The organism is Parasphingomonas zepuensis (assembly GCF_036663735.1).
Lineage (GTDB): Bacteria > Pseudomonadota > Alphaproteobacteria > Sphingomonadales > Sphingomonadaceae > Sphingomonas.
The window spans coordinates 746,126-764,379 of record NZ_JAXOJO010000001.1 but is presented as its reverse complement, the minus strand read 5'-3'; the positions used below and the strand labels follow the sequence as shown (position 1 = coordinate 764,379).

The window sequence follows — 18,254 nt, the reverse complement described above, 5'->3', positions numbered from 1 at the left end:
CGCTATCCGGCTTGTCTAACGCCGCACCGGGTTCTGCAGGAACACCACATAACCGCGGAAATGCGGGTTCGCCTCGAGACCCTCGGGTGCCTGCCATTCACCGCCTTGTAGCAGCCCTATCCGGAACGGAATCTTCAACCGGCCAAGCCGTTCGAGATAGCCGGCATAGCCGGGAATGACGCGGCGCCCCTGGTAGATCTGCAGCACCACTTCGTCGACCGCACCGGCCAGCGCGTCCAGCCCCTGCGGATCGCCATTGCTGCTCCAGTCGAGCAGGCCGGTGATGCCCAACCGGCAGTCGCGCGGCAGCCGGCGGCGTAAATCCTTCAGGAACCCGGCATAGTCCTCCAGGTGCCGCGTGCGGGCATCGAAATCGATTTGCAGCCCAACCACCCGGTTCCCCGCGGCACGCCACCGGGTCAGCTGAGTGATCACCTGGGCATGGACCAGCTCGGGCCAGCGCAGCGTCTCCACCCGTACGACCATCCAGACGTCCGGCCCCCGCACCCGCGGCACCGCGGGCCGTTGCGCGATCAGCCGCACCGGATTGGCCGAAACCTGGCCTTGGAGAAGATAGACGGTACGCGCGCCAGCCAGCACCGGCTGGGGTTTGACCCCGGCCCATAGCCAGAACGCGTCATAATGCGCGGCATCGACGCGCTGTGCCGGGCCGGGCGCGGCCAGCGTCAGCAACAGCGCGGCGGCGAGCCGGATCATGGCTTACCAGTAATAGCGCAGCTCCTGCGCCCAGCGCGACGCGGGATAATCCTTCTTCAGCCGCTGGAACCACGCCTTGCGCTGCGCGATCGGGACGCCGGCGCTGCCGCAGCTGTTGTTGCCCGATGTCGCATAGCAATTGATCGCCCGGTACAGCGCATAGGCCTTGTCGGGCGCCGGTGCCTTGGCGTCAGCGATGATCGCCCGGTAGAGATCGAGCCTGGAAAAGACGGGCGGGCCTGGAAACCGCGATGCGGTCCCGCCCAGTTCGTCCGCGGGAGTTGGCTCGTCCAGGGCATAATTGTCGAAGCCGGTCACCCGCATGAAATCGGCGAGGCACAGCTGAGCCCCGGCGTTGCGGGGCTCCGCGGCAAGCTGACGAGCCACCGCCTTCAGCGCCGGGCAGTCATAGCCGCCCACGCTCTTGTTCTGGCTGAAGATGCCGATGGGCGGCTGTTCGCCCCCCACCAGATCAGAGATGCTGCCGTCCGTGCTGCCACCAGCCGGCACCAGCGCCTCGTCCGCGACAAAGTCGCGATAGGCGCCCCGGGTCAGATCCTTGTAGAGCAGCACGAACAGCGCGACGTCGCGCTCGTGCCGCGGTGCGGCGCTGTCCTTCGCCTGCCGCCGCAGCAGCGCCGGCCCCGCCACCTTGGTCAGCAATATCTCCCGGATCGCAGGGGTGCGCACCGGAGAAGCTGCGTCGAACAGCCCGTCCAGTTTGCCGTTTCGCTCATCATGCAGGGCAAGGGCAAGCTCGGCCGCCGGCCGCTGGAAAGGCTGGGTAGTGCCTGAAATCATCTCCAGCCAGAATCCGCGGGCGTTGCGGTCCCCGAGCGCATCAAGGGCTGCCCCGCGCAGCATCTGGCGGCTGAACTGGAGATAGCTGAAATTCTTCTGCCGCGCCGCATCGGGGATCAATTTCAGCACCGCATCCGGCTTGTCCTCGACGAACCAGGCATAAGCGGCGAGCAGATAGTCGAACAAGGCAGCGTCGCCCGAGAAATGCGGCCGCTGCGCCTCGATCTCGGCCCGGGTGATCGGGGAGACCGCTCCCTCGCGCATGCGCTGGAGATCCAGCACCGCGAGCAGGATCGGATCGTTCGGTTTTGCCGCGATCAGGCCCGGCAACAGCTTGTTGTCGATCTCGTCGGCGAGATCGCCGACATTGCCCCCGGCCTGCCCGAGCGCCTCCACATAGGCGCTCGTCAGCCGGTCGGTGTCTCCGCCGAGCCAATAGACCCGCCGCAACAGCCCGCGCGCGGATGCCGCATAAAGACCGCCCGGATAGCTGCGCAGATAGGCGCGCAGGCCCGCCTCGGCATCGGCGAGCGCCTTTCGGTCGGCCTGCGCCGCGCCCTTCGGATAGCCATAGGCATCGAACGCATCGATCTGCGCGCGATTCACCTCGATCCGGCCAATCATGTAAGAAGCGGTTTCTTTCAGCCAGGGCTGGCTCACGCTGCGCAACGCCGCAAAGCTCGCTGCCGCGGCATCATAGTCGCCGGCATAGAAAGCGGAGGCGCCGCGCAGATAGACGGCGAACGCCTTGCCCATGGCCGATCGGATGCGCCCGTCCATGGCAATCGGCGCTTCCCCGCTGCCTTCGGTGCAACTTGGCTTGAAGGCGCGCCGCGCTGCGATCAGCGCCTGTCGTTCCTCCTCCGGCACCTGGGGGGTGCCGTTGACCGCAGCGGCGAACGCGGCGATCCCGCTGTCATTGCTGCGGCAACGCGATCCTTCGCCTTCGGCATAGCTGATGGTCGTCGCCTGTTCCGGCCCGGGAAAGGCCTGGGCGCTGAAGCTGCGCCAGTCGAACAGCGCCGTCGGCGCCAGCGCGGGCGTTGTGCCGCGCGGTCGGCCGCCGCGCCGGTCGAGCAACAACAGGCTGAGGTTCACGCGCGTATCGTTCGCCGGGCCCAGCACGGCCATATCGTCGCAGCCGCTCATGTCGCGGTGCTTCAGCTTCCACGACGGCGAACAGCCGTAATCGCCGCTCGCTGCGGCAGGGGCCTGCCATGCCAGCGCAAGGAACGCCGCCGCGAGCAAGGCGCAAATTCGGTGCATGACGATCTCTCCGGCTATCCGCCCGACCTTCTGCAACGATCCGGGATTCGGGTCGAGGGATTAGCAGCGGATGGCCGATCGGGCCCGCCAGCTTGTCGGGGGCGGAAACCGGGGATATTCGTCTGCCTCCAGCGTGACTGGCGAATCGTGGAGCACCACAAGGAAGCGCGGGGTAGATTGAAGCCGCTCGCCTGGGCAGATCTCTGGACAACAGGAGCGTCCCCATGCCCGATCTGTCGCCGATCCGCGTCGCCTTCCTGATCTTCCCCAACGTCACCCAGCTCGATCTGACTGGCCCGGCCCAGGTGTTGTCACGGCTCGGCAACGCCACGATCGATCTCGTCGCCGGGGATCTGGCGCCGGTGCCGACCGATGCTGGCTTCCCGCTGCTGCCCGGCGTGACCTTCGCCGGTGCGGTCCAGCCCGACATTCTCTGCATCCCCGGCGGTTTCGGCGTGACGGATGCGATGGAGGACCCGGCCACCCTCGCCTGGGTCCGGCAGGCGGCGGCCGGCGCCACCTGGGTGACCAGCGTCTGCACCGGCGCGCTGCTGCTCGGCGCGGCCGGGCTGCTCCGGGGCTATCGCGCGACGACGCACTGGGGCTCGCACCATCATCTCGCTGCCTTCGGCGCAGTGCCGGTGAAGGAACGCGTGGTGTTCGATCGCAACCGCGTGACGGGCGGCGGGGTGACGGCAGGGATCGATTTCGGCCTGGCCCTGACCGCCGCAATCCGCGGCGAGGCGCATGCCAAGCTGGTCCAGCTCAGCCTCGAATATGATCCGCAGCCGCCGTTCGATTCGGGATCGCCGGAACGCGCAGATGCCGGGGCGATCGCCGGGTACCGGGCGATGGTCGCCCGCAGCGCGCCGGATCGCGACGCGCGCACCCTGGCGGCTGCCCGGGCGATGGCCGCCGCTACCGGCTGACGACGAGCGAAGATGGGGGAAGTCATGATGTCGGACGGCTGGACTGAATCCGCGGACGCCTGGATCGCCGACATGGGCGAGCAGGGCGATTTCGGCCGCGCCTGTGTGCTCGATCGGCCAATGCTCGATCGCGTCGCCGCGCGGCCCTTCGCCACCGCGCTCGATATCGGCTGCGGCGAGGGCCGTTTCTGCCGCCAGCTCGCCGCGCGCGGCGTCAAAGCCATCGGCATCGATCCGACCGAAGCCCTGATCGCCGAGGCGCGGCGGCGCGATCCGGCGGGCGACTATCGTATGGGCCGGGCCGAGGCGCTGGATGTGCCCGATGGCAGCATCGATCTGGTGGTAAGCTATCTGTCGCTGATCGACATTCCCGATATCGCGCGCGCTATCGCCGAGATGGCGCGCGTCCTGCGGCCTGGCGGCGTGCTGCTGATCGCCAACCTCACCAGCTTCAACACCGCCGGGCAGGTCGATGGCTGGCAGGTCGGGCCGGACGGCACGGCCCGCTTCGCGATCGATCATTATCTCGACGAACGCGCCGAATGGGTCGGCTGGCGGGGCATCCACATCCAGAACTGGCACCGCCCGCTCTCCACCTACATGGCGCTGCTGCTTGGTCAGGGGCTGGTCCTGACGCATTTCGCCGAACCCTCGCCCTATGGCGGCGATCCGGCGAGCGTGGAGCGCTATCGGCGCGCGCCGTGGTTCCTCATCATGGAATGGCGCAAGCCGGCGGCGTGACCTCTTCGGTCGATTCACTGCGGGCTTCGGCAGCTTTATCCTAGGGGAGAAGCAACGACACGGGCCCCGGTCATGCGCAAGACGATCTCGAATGAAACCGCGAATTCGCGGACGCATTCTCATAATTCGCCAAGTAACGCGCCGCTAACGGGCGAAAGCCAAAATCACGATTCTGCCAAGAGGTTCCCGTCGGTCACGAACAGGCTTCCCTGCATCGAATAAAAACCACGCACCCCATCGGCAAAATCGCGAAAATTTTGGGTCGACGTGGCCAGACAAAAATCCCTGAATATTGGGCGCCCGCCAGCGGCACGGCGCGCCCTTCACTTCGGCCTCCGCCACGAAGACTATGGCTTCGGCTTCGCCTTCATGCCGCGCACGCGGTGCCAGATATAGAAGCCGACAAGGGCGACCAGCACCACGCCGATCAGCGCGTCGGCACTATGGAACGCCGTCTTGACGCGGGGATCGCTGTTCCATTTCTCGCCCAGCACCATGCCGACCCAGGCCAGGCCGAAGCACCAGGGCCAGGATCCGATGAAAGTGTAGATGTGGAACGGCACCAGCTTCATCCGCGCGACGCCGGCGGGAAAGGCGATGAACGACCGGATCACCGGCAGCAGCCGCCCGATAAGCACGGCATGATTGCCCCAGCGATCGAAGAAACGGTCGGCCATGTCGAGCTCGCCCGGGCCGATCAGCACATAGCGGCCCCAGCGCTCGGCCAGCGGCCGGCCGCCGCGCTTGCCCACTTCATAGGCGAAGATCGATCCGACATTGCACCCGATCGCCCCGGCGGTCGCCGCGAGATACAGGTTGAACTCCCCGGTCGAGACGAGATAGCCGGCAAAGGGCATGATGATCTCGGACGGCAACGGGATGCAGGCCGATTCGATCGCCATCAGCAGGACGATGCCGAGATAGCCCCCCTTGGAGATGACGGCGATGGTGAAGGTCGCGAGTATCGCGAGGATTTTCTCGATCATGGGTTCCCCCTTTCGACGAAGCGCGCGTTCCTCGCCAGTGGAAAATATGCGGGCGTCCGGCGGTTTCGGCCTGTCCCGGGGCGAATCGTCCCTATATCCGCCCTCATGACGGCGCAGCGATGATCGACGACGACAAACGCGCCGCGGCTTATGCCGCGGTGGCCGAGGTGCGCCCCGGCATGCTGGTCGGCCTCGGCACCGGCTCGACCGCGGCCTTCGCGATCGAGCGGCTGGGCGAGCTGGTGCGCGGCGGGCTCGATATCGGCGCGGTCGCCACTTCGCTGCGCTCGGAGGCACTTGCGCGCGCCGCCGGCATCGCCTTGCTCGATTTCGCGACGATCGATTCGGTCGATCTGACGATCGACGGCGCCGACGAGATCGACGGCCGGTTCTTCGCCATCAAGGGCGCCGGTGGCGCCATGCTTCGCGAAAAGATCGTCGCTGCTGCCTCGCGCCGCATGATCGTCATCGCTGATTCGGCGAAGCGGGTCGACCGGATCGGCCGGGCGAAGCTGCCGGTCGAAGTGCTGCCGTTCGGGCTGGCCTTCGTCGCGAATCGGCTGGCGGGGCTCGGCGCGCGTACCGAAATCCGCGACGCCCGCTCCGATCAGGGCAATGCGCTGATCGACTGTTTTTTCGCTGACATGCCCGACCCTTCGGCCCTTGCCGCGGCCATTTCGGCGATTCCCGGCGTGCTCGGGCACGGCCTTTTCCTTGACGAGGTGGATTGCGCCTATATCGGCGACAGCGGCCGCGTGATCCGGCTCGACAGATAGCAACTTCCAGCATCCGGTGGCGTTGGGCCATCACAGTACGAAAGCGAATTCTCCATGGCAGACGCCGCAACGGCCAGTGCACCCGTCAAGGGCCTCCACGAAGACGGTTCGCCGGAGCGCCTGGCGATCGACACGATCCGCACGCTCTCGATGGATGCCGTCCAGAAAGCCAATTCGGGCCATCCCGGCACGCCGATGGCGCTGGCGCCCGTCGGCCACACGCTCTGGTCGCAATTCCTGCGCACCGATCCCGACAAGCCCGACTGGCCCAACCGTGACCGTTTCGTGCTCTCGGTCGGCCATGCCTCGATGCTGCTCTACGCGCTGCTGCACCTCGCCGGCGTCAAGGAAGTCGATCGCGACGGCAAGCCGACCGGCAAGCTCGCGGTGAGCCTCGAGGATATCGAGAATTTCCGTCAGCTCGGCTCGAAGACGCCGGGCCACCCCGAATATCGCCACACCACGGGCGTCGAGACGACGACCGGCCCGCTCGGTGCCGGCTGCGGCAACTCCGTCGGCATGGCGATCGCCGAGCGCTGGCTCGCCGCGCGCTACAACAAGCCCGGCTTCGATCTGTTCGATCATGACGTCTATACGCTGTGCGGCGACGGCGACATGATGGAGGGCGTCTCGGCCGAGGCGGCTTCGCTCGCCGGCCATCTCAAGCTCTCCAACCTGTGCTGGATCTACGACAGCAACCAGATCAGCATCGAGGGCGACACGAATCTCGCTTTCGACGAGGATGTCGGCATGCGCTTCCAGGCCTATGGCTGGAACGTCATTCATGTCGACGACGCCAATGATTGCGGCGCGCTGGCCGACGCCTTTGCCAGCTTCAAGGCGACGCACGACCGCCCGACCTTCATTGTCGTGCATTCGATCATCGGCTGGGGCAGCCCCCGCGCCGGCAGCGAGAAGGCGCATGGCGAGCCGCTCGGCGCCGACAACATCAAGGCGACCAAAAAGGCCTATGGCTGGCCCGAGGATGCCGACTTCCTCGTCCCGGCCGGCGTCGCCGAAGCCTTCGAGAAATCGATCGCCGATCGCGGCCGGCCGCTGCGCGAAGCGTGGGAAGCGACGTTTGCCGACTATCGCAAGGCCAATGGCGATCTGGCTGGGGAACTCGACCTGTTGTTGAAGGGCGATCTGCCCGATGGCTGGGATGCCGATATCCCGACCTTCGACGCTGATGAGAAGGGCGTCGCCTCGCGCGACGCGGGCGGCAAGGTGCTCAACGCCATCGCCAACCGCGTGCCGTTCCTGATCGGCGGTTCGGCCGATCTCGCGCCCTCGACCAAGACTGACATCAAGGGCAAGCCCAGCTTCGAGGCGGGCAGCTATGACGGCTCCAACTTCCATTTCGGCGTGCGCGAGCATGGCATGGGCGCGGTGGTGAACGGCATGGCGCTGTCGCACCTGCGCTCTTACGGTTCCACCTTCATGGTGTTCGCCGATTACATGCGCCCGCCGATCCGGCTCGCCGCGATCATGGAGCTGCCCTCGATCTTCGTCTTCACGCATGATTCGATCGGCGTGGGCGAGGATGGCCCGACGCATCAGCCGATCGAGCATCTCGCCACGCTCCGCGCGATCCCCGGCCTAGACACGATTCGCCCCGGCGACGCCAACGAGACGGCCTGGGCGTGGCGTGCCGCGCTCGAAGACAAGAATCGTCCGACCAGCCTGATCCTGTCGCGCCAGGCGCTGCCGACGCTCGACCGGACGAAATACGCCTCGGCCGAAGGGCTGATGCAGGGCGGCTATATTCTCGCCGGCGATGCCGATCCCGAAGTGATCCTGATCGCCACCGGCAGCGAGGTTTCGCTCGCGGTGGCGGCGCATGAGGCGCTGACGGCACAGGGCGTGCGCTCGCGCGTCGTCTCGATGCCCAGTTGGTATCGTTACGAGCTGCAGGATCGGGCCTATAAGGAATCGGTCCTGCCCAAGGGTGTCACCGCCCGCATCGCGATCGAGATGGGCGGGGAGATCGGCTGGGATCGTTATGTCGGGCTGGATGGCAGGACGATAACCATGTCGACCTTCGGTGCCTCAGCCCCGATCGCGAAGCTGCAGGACAAGTTCGGGTTCACCGTCGACAATGTCGTCAAGGTTGCCCGCGAATTGCTCGGAAAGGATTGATCATGGGCCGTCTCAACGATCTCGCCGCACAGGGCCAGGCCGTCTGGCTCGACTTTGTCGACCGCAAGTTCCTCGCCGAGGGCGGGCTGCAGAAGCTCGTCGACGAGGACGGGCTGACCGGCGTCACCTCCAACCCGTCGATCTTCGAAAAGGCGATGGGCCATGGCACCGCTTATGACGAGGCCCTGGCCGAGTTCGACCGCGCGCATCCCGGCGCACCAGCGATGCAGCGCTACGAGCATCTCGCCATCCAGGACATCCAGGCCGCGGCCGATACGCTGCGCCCGGTCTATGACCGGCTCGGCGCGAAGGACGGCTATGTCAGCCTCGAAGTGTCCCCCTATCTCGCCAATGATACCGACGGCACCATCGCCGAGGCGAAGAAATTGTGGGCTGCGGTCGACCGGCCGAACCTGATGATCAAGATTCCGGGCACCCCCGCCGGCGTCCCCGCCATCGCGGCGACGATCGATGCCGGGATCAACGTCAACGTCACGCTGCTCTTTTCGTTCGATGCCTATAAGTCGGTCGCGCTGGCCTATGTCGACGGGCTCGAGGATCGCGTGTCGCGCGGCGAGCCGATCGACAAGATCGCGAGCGTCGCCAGCTTCTTCGTCAGCCGCATCGACAGCAAGATCGACGACAAGATCGATGCGCGCGTGAAGGACGGCGATGCCGATGCCGAAGCGCTGAAGGCCGTGCGCGGCAAGGTCGCCATCGCCAACGCCAAGCTGGCTTATGCCTGGTATGAGGAATTTGTCGCCTCGGATCGCTGGCAGGCGCTCGCCGCCAAGGGCGCGATGCCGCAGCGCCTGCTCTGGGCGTCGACCGGCACCAAGAACCCGGACTATCCCGACACGCTCTATCTCGACACGCTGATCGGCAAGGACACGGTCAATACCGTGCCGCCCAAGACCCTCGATGCGTTCCGCGAGCGCGGCACCGCCGCAGCCACGCTGACCGCCGATGTCGATGGCGCGCGGCACGTGCTGGCCGAGGCCGAACGGCTCGGTCTCGATCTGGGGGAGATCACGGACACTTTGGTGGAGGAGGGCGTTACCTCCTTCTCGAAAGCGTTCGACGATCTGCTCGGGGCGATCGCCGCGAAACATCCCGAAACCGCCAACTGAAACCCCTGCCTATCCGGAGATTGCCATGCGTATCGGACTGATCGGCCTTGGCCGGATGGGCGGCAACATTGCGCGGCGCCTTATGCGCGCCGGCCATGAGACGGTGGTGTTCGACCGCAACGCCTCGGCGATCGAGGAGCTGGTCGCCGACGGTGCTGTCGCGGCGGAGTCGCTGGAGGATATGCACGCCAAGCTCGCCAGCCCGGCGATCTTCTGGGTGATGTTGCCGGCGGGCGCCCCCACCGAGGACACCATCGCGACCCTCGCAGGCTGTGCGAAGTCCGGTGACATCGTCATCGACGGCGGCAACAGCTTCTACAAGGATGATATCCGCCGCGCGAAGACGCTCGCGGAAAAGGGCATCGCCTATGTCGATGTCGGCACCTCGGGCGGCGTCTGGGGGCTCGAACGCGGCTATTGCATGATGGTCGGCGGCGAGAAGGGAGCGGTCGACCTGCTCGATCCGATCCTCGATGCTCTCGCGCCCGGCCTCGGCACCATCCCGCGCACGCCCAATCGCATGGCCAATGAGGGCGAGGATGCACGGGCCGAAAAGGGCTATATCCATGCCGGCCCGGCGGGCGCGGGCCATTTCGTGAAGATGGTCCATAACGGCATCGAATATGGCCTGATGCAGGCCTATGCCGAGGGCTTCGATATCCTCAAGGGCAAATCCTCCGACAAGCTGCCCGAGGACGAGCGCTTCGATCTCAACCTGACCGATATCGCCGAAGTCTGGCGGCGGGGCAGCGTGATCTCTTCCTGGCTGCTCGATCTGTCGGCCGCGGCGCTGGCGCAGGATCAGGCACTCGATCAATTCTCCGGAAAGGTCGCCGATTCGGGCGAAGGCCATTGGACGATCGAGGCGGCGATGGAGGAGGCAGTGCCGGTCAACGTGCTCTCCGCCGCCCTGTTCGCGCGGTATCGCAGCCGTGTCGATCACACCTTCGGCGACAAGTTGCTCTCGGCAATGCGCTTCGGCTTCGGCGGCCATGTCGAGATGCCGCAGTGACGCATCAGATCCGGCTGCTCGTCTCGGATGTGGATGGCACGCTGGTCGACCGGAAGAAGCAGCTGACGCCCGGCACCATCGCGGCGGTCGGCCGGCTGCGCGATGCCGGCCTCGGCTTCACCATCATCAGCGCGCGGCCGCGCTCCGGCATGATGCCGATCGCCGATGCGCTGGCGATCGACGATGCGATGGGCGCGTTCAACGGCGGCACGGTGTTTCGCCGCGACGGGACCGTGCTGTGCCATCACCGGGTCGATCCGGATGTGGTGAGCGGCGTGTTTGCGCTTGTTGCGGATGCGGCGGTCGATCACTGGGTGTTCGCTGACGATCGCTGGTATGCCAGCACCGATCAGGGCGCCCATGTCGCATCGGAACGAGTCTCGTCGAACCAGGCCCCGATCGTCAGCCGCGACTTCAGCGCTTTGTACGACCGCGTCGACAAGCTCACCTTCGTCAGCGACGATCCGGCGCTGCTCGGCGATTTGACCAGGCGCGTCGGCGAAGCGTTCGGCGACCGCGCGACCGTGGTCCAGTCGCAGACCTATTATCTCGACGTCACGGCGCTCGCCGCCAACAAGGGTGACGGCGTCGCCTTGCTGGCCGGGGCGCTTGATACCCCCCTCGCGCAGACCGCAGTGATTGGCGATCAAGGCAACGACCTGGCGATGTTCGCCCGCGCCGGCCTGTCGGTCGCGATGGGGCAGGGGCCGGCCGAGGTACGGGACAAGGCCGATTTCGTGACGGCTGGCAATGACGCTGACGGTGTGGCCGCGGCGATCGACGGGATCATCCTGCCGCGCGCGTGACCGAACAGGCGTCGATTCAACCCTTGGGGCGATAGTGGGACACAGACGCGTTCCTTCTCAGCCTGAAGATTACGCGACCGGATCGTCCGCATAACGGCGCGCGATGATCGCGCAGGCGATCAGCTGGAGCTGGTGGAACAGCATCAGCGGCAGGATGACGAGGCCGACCTGCGCCGGTGCGAACAGCACGCCGGCCATCGGCACGCCGGAAACGAGGCTTTTCTTCGATCCGCAGAATACCAGCACGATCGCATCCTCGCGGCTCAGCCCCATCAGCTTGCCCGCCCCCCAGGTCGCCACCAGCACCAGCACCAGCAACAACGTGCAGACCGCCAGGAGCACGCCGATCTCGCTCGCCGACAGCCGGTGCCAGATCCCGTCGACCACCGCCGCGCCGAACGCGGTATAGACGACCAGCAGGATCGATCCGCGATCGACCACGGTCAGCAGCTTCTTCTGCCGCGTGACGAAGGCGCCGATCCACGGCCGCAACAAATGCCCGGCGACGAACGGCAGCAGCAGCTGAAACACGATCGACTGGATCGAGGAGAGCGACACGCTGGCGCTGCCGCTCGAATGGATCAGCAGCGCGGTCAGCGCCGGCGTCATCACGATCCCGAGCAGGTTGGAGATCGAAGCGCTGCAAACCGCCGCCGCGACATTGCCCCGCGCGATCGCGGTGAAGGCGATCGAGGATTGCACGGTCGAGGGCAGCAATGTCAGGAACAACATGCCCATCGCAACAGGCGGGGCGAGGAAGGGCAATGCCGCGACGCCCAGCCCGAGCAGCGGGAACAGCGCATAGGTCGCGGCGAACACGGCGAGGTGCAGCCTCCAGTTGCTCATGCCGGCGATCACTGCCTCGCGCGACAGCTTCGCGCCGTGCAGGAAGAACAGCAGCACGATCGCGATATCGGCGAACGCCCCGAACAGCGGCACGGCGCCGCCGCGCGGCGGCAGCAGCGAGGCGAGGACGACGGTGCCGATCAGCATCAGGATGAACGGCTCGAAGATGACGAGGAAGCGCTTCAGCATGCCGCCCCTTCGCGCGATCGGTCGCGGGCCGCAATGCATTTGCGCAGCCGGGGCCTTTTCGCTCTAAACGGAGCCATGCAGGAACCTCCATTGACTGACGCGGCGATCGTCGAGCTGGCCCGTGCGCTGCTCGACCTGGACATCCCGCCCGAATGCCTTCCGGGCGTCCGGAGCAATCTCGCTGTCCTCGCCGGGCATGCGGAACTGGTCGGGCAGGTCGATGACTGAGAGCGTCATCGCCATTGCCGCAGCGGTGCGCAGCGGCCGGCGCTCGGCGGTGTCGGTCGCCGAAGCAGCGATCGCGCGTATCCGCGAGCGCGATGGCCCGATTGGCGCGGTGACGCGCCTGCTCGACGGCCGCGCCTTGGCCGAGGCCGCTACGGTGGATGCGATCGTCGCGGCGGGCGGCGACCCCGGGCCGCTCGCGGGCGTGCCGTACGGCGTGAAGGACCTGTTCGACGTGGCCGGCCTGCCGACCACGGCCGGCGCGGCGATGTTGCGCGATGCGCCGCCCGCCACGGCTGATGCCGAGGCGATCCGTCGCCTGCGCGGCGCCGGCGCCGTGCTGGTCGCGACGCTCAACATGGACGAGTTCGCTTATGGCTTCGCGACCGTCAACGCGGCCTTCGGCACTACCCGCAACCCGCACGATCGCCACCGGCTCGCCGGCGGCTCCTCCGGCGGCTCGGCCGCCGCGGTGGCGAGCGGCATGCTGCCGCTGACGCTCGGATCGGACACCAACGGCTCGATCCGCGTGCCGGCTGCGCTCTGCGGCCTCTACGGCCTGAAGCCGGCCCATGGCAGCCTGCCGATGCGGGGCGTCTATCCGTTCGTCGACAGCTTCGACGATATCGGCCCGTTTGCCACCTCGATCGCCGATCTCAGGCTCGCCTGGGAAGTGTTGGGCGGCGTTGGCGGGCCGGCGCCGGCCCGGGTCGCCCGGCTCGGCGGCTGGTTCGATCGCAACCTGTCGCCCGATTTGGCGGCCGCGCTGGCATCGCTCGGGCTCGAGACGGTTGAATTCCCCGAGGTCGATCGCGCCCGCTCCGCCGCCTTCCTGATGACGGCGGCCGAGGGCGGGGCGCGGCATTTGCCCGAATTGCGCCGCCGGCCGCTCGCCTTCGATCCCGCCACGCGCGACCGCCTGATCGCCGGCGCCATGGTGCCCGCACCGCATTATCTCGCGGCCCAGGCGTTTCGCACGACCTTCCGCGCCGCCGTGGATGCCCTGTTCGAGCGCCATGACGTGCTGATCGCGCCGTGCGTCAGCGATGTCGCGCCCCGCATCGACGATCCCTTCGTCACCGTGGACGGCGAGCGCGTGCCCGCCCGCGCCCATCTCGGCCGGCTCACCCAGCCGCTCAGCTTCATCGGCCTGCCGGTGATCGCGGTACCGCTGCTGCGCCCGGGCCAGCTGCCGCTCGGGCTTCAGCTCGTCGGCGCGCCGGGCCGCGAAGGCGCGCTGTTCGCGCTCGCCGAGCGGCTCGAGGGCGAGGGCGTGATCGGCTTCAGCCAGCCCGGCTGAGCCCTCTTCCGTTCGCGGAAAGGGGCGCTATGCTCGCATCGGTTGATCCGGCGCCGACCGGAAGACGGCAGGGGCGGATCGGGGCAACCGGGGGGACCGCCAATGTCGACGACCGAGGACGTGCAGGGAAATCAGGGAAGGCTGGCGAGCTGGTTCGATTTTGCCGGCCGCGGCACGACTGCGCGGACGGAGGTGCTGGCCGGCGCTACCACTTTCCTGACCATGGCCTATATCATCGTCGTCAATCCGGCGATCCTCGGCCAGGCCGGCATGCCGGTCGCCGCAGTGGCAGCGGCGACCTGTTTTGCCGCCGGCGTCGCCAGCATCCTGATGGGCTGTTTCGCCAATGTCCCACTAGCGCTCGCGCCGGGCATGGGGCTCAACGCCTATTTCAGCTTCACCGTGGTGCAAGGCATGGGTGTGCCCTGGCCGGTCGCGCTCGGCTGCGTGTTGATCTCCGGCGTCGCGTTCCTGGTGCTGACCGCGGCCGGCATCCGCCAGCTGATCCTGGCTGCCATCCCGCCGCACCTGCTCGCAGCGGTGGCAGGGGGCATCGGCCTGTTCATCGGTTTCATCGGGTTGAAGAATGCCGGCATCGTCGTCAGCAACCCGGCGACCACCGTGGCGCTCGGCGATCTCCACGCGCCGGGCGCCGCGCTCGCGCTGATCGGCCTCGTGCTGGTCGCTGCGCTGAGCATCTGGCGGGTGCGCGGCGCAGTGCTGATCGGCATCGTCGTGACGACCCTGATCGGCTGGGCGATGGGCCTCGTCACCTTCACGCCTCAGCCCTATTCGTTCGAGGCGCTGACCCAGACGGCGTTCCGGCTCGATCTCGGCGGCGTGTTCGGGGCCGAAGGCGGGCACGGCATCGGCCTGATCGAGATCCTGTTCGTCTTCCTGTTCGTCGACCTGTTCGACAATATCGGCACCCTCGTCGCGGTGACCAAGCGCGCCGGGCTGGTCCGCCCCGATGGCAGCATCCCGCGGCTCAACCGCATCCTGTTCACCGATGCGATCGCGACGATCGTCGGCGCCTTTGCCGGCACCAGCACGGTCACTTCCTATGTCGAGAGCGCGGCCGGGGTCGAGGCGGGCGGCCGCACCGGCCTGACCGCGGTCGTCACCGGGCTGTTGTTCCTCGCGGCGATGTTCGTCGCGCCCTTCGCGCAGCTCGTGCCGCTCGCCGCGACCGCGCCGGCGCTGATCCTGGTCGGTGCGCTGATGATGATGCCGCTGGCGGAGGTGGCGTGGGACGATCCCGAGATCGCCATCCCGGCCTTCCTCACCGTCGCGCTGATCCCGCTGACCTTCTCGATCGCCAACGGCCTGGCCTTCGGTATCACCGCTTATGCCGTGCTCAAGCTGATCCGCGGCAAGATCACCCGGACGGATTGGCTGCTGCTGGTGCTCGCGGTGCTGTTCGTGGTGCGCTTCGCCTGGCTGGCGGTGGCGTGATCGGCGGGACGGGTTCATGATGGCGTGATGATCGGGTTGGAACAGCGCGCCGGAGCCGGCGATGCGGCATGAGGTGAGGAGCCTGCGCGGGATGGTTACCGCGCCGCATCATCTCGCCGCGCAGGCCGGGCTTGGCGTGCTGCAGGACGGCGGCAATGCGGTCGAGGCGACCGTCGCGATCGCTGCCTGCCTCGCGGTGGTCTATCCGCACATGACCGGGATCGGTGGCGATGGCTTCTGGCTCATCGCCGAACCCGACGGTCGGACTCATGCGATCGACGCCTGCGGCGCCGCGGCGGCGACCGCGACGCTCGATCTCTATCGTGGCCATGATGCGATTCCGTGGCGCGGGCCGCTCGCCGCCAACACCGTGGCCGGCACGATCTCGGGCTGGGCGGCCGCGCTGGAATCGAGCGGTGGCACGCTGCCGCTCGCGCGCCTGTTCCACGATGCGATCCAGCATGCCGAGGCGGGCGTGGTGGTGACGCGCGGCGGCGCCGAGATCGCCGCGACCAAGGGTGCCGAGCTGCGCGGCCAACCCGGCGCCTGGGCGCAGGTCTTCGAGCCGGCAGGCCGTCCGTTGGAGGAAGGGGATATCCTGCGCCAGCCAATGCTCGCCGCGACGCTCACCCTGCTCGCCCGCGACGGTCTGGCGGGCTTCTATCAGGGGCCGCTCGCCCGCTCGATTGCCGCCGATCTCGCCCGGCTCGGCAGCCCGGTCTCGGCGGTCGATCTCGCCGCGCACCGTGCCATGCGTCCGGCGCCGCTCCAGCTCGACATCGTCGGCGCGACCCTGTTCAACACCGCGCCGCCGACTCAGGGCATGGCCTCGCTGCTGATCCTCGCCTTGTTCGATCGTCTGCAGGCCGACGCGCCCGAGGGGTTCGAGCATATTCACGGCCTGGTCGAGGCGACCAAGCAGGCCTTTCTGTTCCGCGACCGGCATGTCGGCGATCCGGCCTATATGACGATCGATCCGCAGGCAGTGCTCGACGACGGCGCCGGCCTCGACGAACTGGCGCGGCGGATCGATCCCGAACGCGCGCTCGCCTGGCCGCAGCCGCCCGCGGCGGGCGACACCTGCTGGTTCGGCGCGGCCGATGCCGAGGGCCGCGTGGTCAGCTGCATCCAGAGCACCTATTTCGAATTCGGCTCCGGGCTGGTGCTGCCCGAAACCGGCATCACCTGGCAGAATCGCGGCAGCAGCTTCCGCCTCGCCGAGCAGGGCTGGAACGCGCTCCGGCCGTGGCGCAAGCCCTTCCACACGCTCAACCCGGCGCTGGCGCGCTTCGACGATGGCCGGGTGATGGCCTATGGCACGATGGGCGGCGAGGGTCAGCCGCAGACCCAGGCCGCGATTTTCACCCGCTATGCCCGCTACGGCATCGGCCTTCAGGAGGCGATCACGCGCCCGCGCTGGCTGCTCGGGCGGACCTGGGGCGATGACAGCACGAGCCTGAAGATCGAGGACCGCTTCGCCCCCGAGCTGTACGAGGAGCTCAGTGCGGCGGGACACCTGGTCGAGCTGCTGCCTGCCTTCACTGCGACGATGGGCCATGCCGGCGCGATCGTACGCCACGCCGATGGCGTGCTCGAAGGCGCCACCGATCCGCGCAGCGACGGCCAGGTGGCGGCGTGGTGAACACGCATATCTCTGGCGGCCTGCGCGCGGTGGAGCGCTGCGATGCGCTCGGCGTCGCGCCGCACAGCGATCTGCCGCACGGCCTGTTCCGCGCCTGGCTCAGCCCCGCCTTTGCCGCCGCGCACGGCGCAGTCGCCGGCTGGATGGCCGAGGCGGGCATGACGGTTCGGATCGATCCGGCGACCAACCTGATTGGCCGCTATGAAGGACTCACTCCGGATGCGCCTGCGTTGCTGATCGGCAGCCATCTCGACAGCGTCAACGATGCCGGTCGCTATGACGGGCCGCTCGGCATCATGCTCGGCATCGAATGCGTCGCCGCGCTGAACGCGGCGGGCCGGCGCCTGCCCTTCGCCATCGAGGTGATCGCCTTCGGCGACGAGGAGGGCTCGCGCTTCCCCGCGCCGATGCTGACCAGCCGCGCCGTCGCCGGCAGCTTCGATCCGGCGGGTCTCGCGGTCGTCGGGCGCGACGGCGCGACCGTCGAACAGGCGCTGATCGCCAATGGCTACGCCCCGGATCGCTTCGCCGAGGCCGCCCGCCCGCCCGGTTCGGTCCTCGCCTATCTCGAGGCGCATATCGAACAGGGCCCGGCGCTCGAGGCGGAGGGGCTCGCGGTCGGGGTGGTCACCGGCATCGCGGCGCAATTGCGTTACCGCGTCGTGATGGAGGGGATGGCGGGCCATGCGGGCACCACCTCAATGGACCTGCGCCGCGACGCGCTGGTAGCAACGGCCGAGGCGATCCTGGCCGTCGAGCGTGTCGTCTGCGAAGACCTGCCGGGCGTGGTCGCGACGGTCGGCCGGTGCGATGTCTCGCCCGGTGCGGTCAACGTCATCCCCGGCCATGTCGATTTCTCGATCGACATCCGGTCGCTTGATCCGGCGATGCGTGACGCCGCGGCGCGGGCGATCCTCGCCGAGATCAGGACGATCGCCGCGCGCCGCGGCATCGGCGTGACGGCCAGGCAAGTCCATGAACTGCCAGCCGTTCCGTGCCACCCGCGTCTGATGGACCTGCTCGCCGCCGCGATGATCGCCGAGGAGCAGCGGGAATGCCGCCTGGCCAGCGGCGCCGGACATGATGCGATGGTGATGGCATCGCTCTGCCCGACCGCTATGCTGTTCATCCGCTGCGCCGGCGGCATCAGCCACAACCCCGCCGAACATGTGCGGCCGGCGGACGTTGAGGTCGCGCGGCGAGTGATGCTCGGCTTCATTGATCGGCTCGAAGCCTGGTATGTAGGAGAGACGGTTTGACGCCCGATTTGTTCGGAGAGATCGATCCGCCGCAG

Annotated in this window: 16 protein-coding genes and 1 riboswitch; of the genes, 12 read left to right on the top strand and 4 right to left on the bottom strand. The window is 67.7% G+C overall.

The window, feature by feature from the left end:
* Window positions 1-15 precede the first annotated feature (15 nt).
* Complete coding sequence (locus U1769_RS03685) at window positions 16-717, bottom strand: DUF3142 domain-containing protein (protein ID WP_332712082.1); 702 nt, start codon at window positions 715-717, stop codon at window positions 16-18.
* Window positions 718-720: 3 nt separating this feature from the next.
* Window positions 721-2,784, bottom strand: a complete 2,064-nt coding sequence (locus U1769_RS03680) for a PA5441 family protein (RefSeq protein ID WP_332712079.1) — start codon at window positions 2,782-2,784, stop codon at window positions 721-723.
* 123 nt (window positions 2,785-2,907) lie between these two features.
* Window positions 2,908-2,988, top strand: a riboswitch (ZMP/ZTP riboswitch).
* 20 nt (window positions 2,989-3,008) lie between these two features.
* Between U1769_RS03680 and U1769_RS03675 the strand changes: the two genes are divergently transcribed.
* On the top strand, window positions 3,009-3,713 hold the full coding sequence (locus U1769_RS03675) for a DJ-1/PfpI family protein (protein ID WP_332712076.1): 705 nt from the start codon (window positions 3,009-3,011) through the stop codon (window positions 3,711-3,713).
* A 12-nt stretch (window positions 3,714-3,725) separates the two neighbouring features.
* On the top strand, window positions 3,726-4,454 hold the full coding sequence (locus tag U1769_RS03670) for a class I SAM-dependent methyltransferase (protein ID WP_332712073.1): 729 nt from the start codon (window positions 3,726-3,728) through the stop codon (window positions 4,452-4,454).
* Window positions 4,455-4,801: 347 nt separating this feature from the next.
* Here U1769_RS03670 and U1769_RS03665 read toward each other — a convergent pair whose 3' ends face one another.
* Entirely contained in the window at window positions 4,802-5,440 is a 639-nt protein-coding gene (locus U1769_RS03665) for a DedA family protein (RefSeq protein WP_332712070.1), read from the bottom strand.
* Between the two features lie 119 nt (window positions 5,441-5,559).
* On the opposite strand from U1769_RS03665, the gene rpiA reads away from it, so the two are divergent.
* Genes rpiA through U1769_RS03640 form a run of 5 tightly spaced genes read left to right on the top strand, consistent with a single transcriptional unit; the run spans window position 5,560 to window position 11,303 of the window.
* On the top strand, window positions 5,560-6,216 hold the full coding sequence (rpiA, locus tag U1769_RS03660) for a ribose-5-phosphate isomerase RpiA (protein ID WP_332712068.1): 657 nt from the start codon (window positions 5,560-5,562) through the stop codon (window positions 6,214-6,216).
* A 54-nt stretch (window positions 6,217-6,270) separates the two neighbouring features.
* Complete coding sequence (gene tkt, locus U1769_RS03655; RefSeq protein WP_332712066.1) at window positions 6,271-8,355, top strand: transketolase; 2,085 nt, start codon at window positions 6,271-6,273, stop codon at window positions 8,353-8,355.
* A gap of 2 nt (window positions 8,356-8,357) precedes the next feature.
* Window positions 8,358-9,485, top strand: a complete 1,128-nt coding sequence (gene tal, locus U1769_RS03650) for a transaldolase (RefSeq protein ID WP_332712063.1) — start codon at window positions 8,358-8,360, stop codon at window positions 9,483-9,485.
* A gap of 25 nt (window positions 9,486-9,510) precedes the next feature.
* Complete coding sequence (gnd, locus tag U1769_RS03645) at window positions 9,511-10,497, top strand: phosphogluconate dehydrogenase (NAD(+)-dependent, decarboxylating) (protein WP_332712061.1); 987 nt, start codon at window positions 9,511-9,513, stop codon at window positions 10,495-10,497.
* Complete coding sequence (locus tag U1769_RS03640) at window positions 10,494-11,303, top strand: Cof-type HAD-IIB family hydrolase (protein ID WP_332712058.1); 810 nt, start codon at window positions 10,494-10,496, stop codon at window positions 11,301-11,303. Before gnd ends, U1769_RS03640 begins: the two co-directional genes overlap by 4 nt.
* Before the next feature lie 69 nt (window positions 11,304-11,372).
* On the opposite strand, the gene U1769_RS03635 is transcribed toward U1769_RS03640, so the two are convergent.
* The gene (locus U1769_RS03635) at window positions 11,373-12,338 is read right to left on the bottom strand and encodes a bile acid:sodium symporter family protein (RefSeq protein ID WP_332712055.1); all 966 of its coding nucleotides are present in this window, start codon (window positions 12,336-12,338) and stop codon (window positions 11,373-11,375) included.
* Window positions 12,339-12,428: 90 nt separating this feature from the next.
* Between U1769_RS03635 and U1769_RS03630 the strand changes: the two genes are divergently transcribed.
* The 5 genes from U1769_RS03630 to U1769_RS03610 all read left to right on the top strand — a co-directional run bounded on the left by U1769_RS03630 (window position 12,429) and on the right by U1769_RS03610 (window position 18,219).
* Entirely contained in the window at window positions 12,429-12,566 is a 138-nt protein-coding gene (locus U1769_RS03630) for an AtzG-like protein (RefSeq protein WP_332712052.1), read from the top strand.
* Window positions 12,559-13,863 (top strand): AtzE family amidohydrolase, encoded by a 1,305-nt coding sequence (locus tag U1769_RS03625; protein ID WP_332712048.1) that lies wholly within the window; start codon window positions 12,559-12,561, stop codon window positions 13,861-13,863. Before U1769_RS03630 ends, U1769_RS03625 begins: the two co-directional genes overlap by 8 nt.
* Window positions 13,864-13,965: 102 nt before the next feature.
* The gene (locus U1769_RS03620) at window positions 13,966-15,318 is read left to right on the top strand and encodes an NCS2 family permease (RefSeq protein WP_332712045.1); all 1,353 of its coding nucleotides are present in this window, start codon (window positions 13,966-13,968) and stop codon (window positions 15,316-15,318) included.
* Between the two features lie 61 nt (window positions 15,319-15,379).
* On the top strand, window positions 15,380-16,960 hold the full coding sequence (locus U1769_RS03615) for a gamma-glutamyltransferase family protein (protein WP_332712042.1): 1,581 nt from the start codon (window positions 15,380-15,382) through the stop codon (window positions 16,958-16,960).
* Complete coding sequence (locus U1769_RS03610) at window positions 16,957-18,219, top strand: allantoate amidohydrolase (RefSeq protein ID WP_332712039.1); 1,263 nt, start codon at window positions 16,957-16,959, stop codon at window positions 18,217-18,219. Before U1769_RS03615 ends, U1769_RS03610 begins: the two co-directional genes overlap by 4 nt.
* Window positions 18,220-18,254: the final 35 nt, after the last annotated feature.

What these genes read in the sequence shown, in the direction of transcription:
- U1769_RS03615 (WP_332712042.1), top strand. Translation starts at nt 15,380, where the DNA reads ATGCGGCATGAGGTGAGGAGCCTGCGCGGGATGGTTACCGCGCCGCAT.
- U1769_RS03670 (WP_332712073.1), top strand. Translation starts at nt 3,726, where the DNA reads ATGGGGGAAGTCATGATGTCGGACGGCTGGACTGAATCCGCGGACGCC.
- U1769_RS03685 (WP_332712082.1), bottom strand. Translation starts at nt 717, where the DNA reads ATGATCCGGCTCGCCGCCGCGCTGTTGCTGACGCTGGCCGCGCCCGGC.
- rpiA (WP_332712068.1), top strand. Translation starts at nt 5,560, where the DNA reads ATGATCGACGACGACAAACGCGCCGCGGCTTATGCCGCGGTGGCCGAG.
- U1769_RS03635 (WP_332712055.1), bottom strand. Translation starts at nt 12,338, where the DNA reads ATGCTGAAGCGCTTCCTCGTCATCTTCGAGCCGTTCATCCTGATGCTG.
- tal (WP_332712063.1), top strand. Translation starts at nt 8,358, where the DNA reads ATGGGCCGTCTCAACGATCTCGCCGCACAGGGCCAGGCCGTCTGGCTC.
- U1769_RS03675 (WP_332712076.1), top strand. Translation starts at nt 3,009, where the DNA reads ATGCCCGATCTGTCGCCGATCCGCGTCGCCTTCCTGATCTTCCCCAAC.
- gnd (WP_332712061.1), top strand. Translation starts at nt 9,511, where the DNA reads ATGCGTATCGGACTGATCGGCCTTGGCCGGATGGGCGGCAACATTGCG.
- tkt (WP_332712066.1), top strand. Translation starts at nt 6,271, where the DNA reads ATGGCAGACGCCGCAACGGCCAGTGCACCCGTCAAGGGCCTCCACGAA.
- U1769_RS03665 (WP_332712070.1), bottom strand. Translation starts at nt 5,440, where the DNA reads ATGATCGAGAAAATCCTCGCGATACTCGCGACCTTCACCATCGCCGTC.
- U1769_RS03625 (WP_332712048.1), top strand. Translation starts at nt 12,559, where the DNA reads ATGACTGAGAGCGTCATCGCCATTGCCGCAGCGGTGCGCAGCGGCCGG.
- U1769_RS03680 (WP_332712079.1), bottom strand. Translation starts at nt 2,784, where the DNA reads ATGCACCGAATTTGCGCCTTGCTCGCGGCGGCGTTCCTTGCGCTGGCA.
- U1769_RS03620 (WP_332712045.1), top strand. Translation starts at nt 13,966, where the DNA reads ATGTCGACGACCGAGGACGTGCAGGGAAATCAGGGAAGGCTGGCGAGC.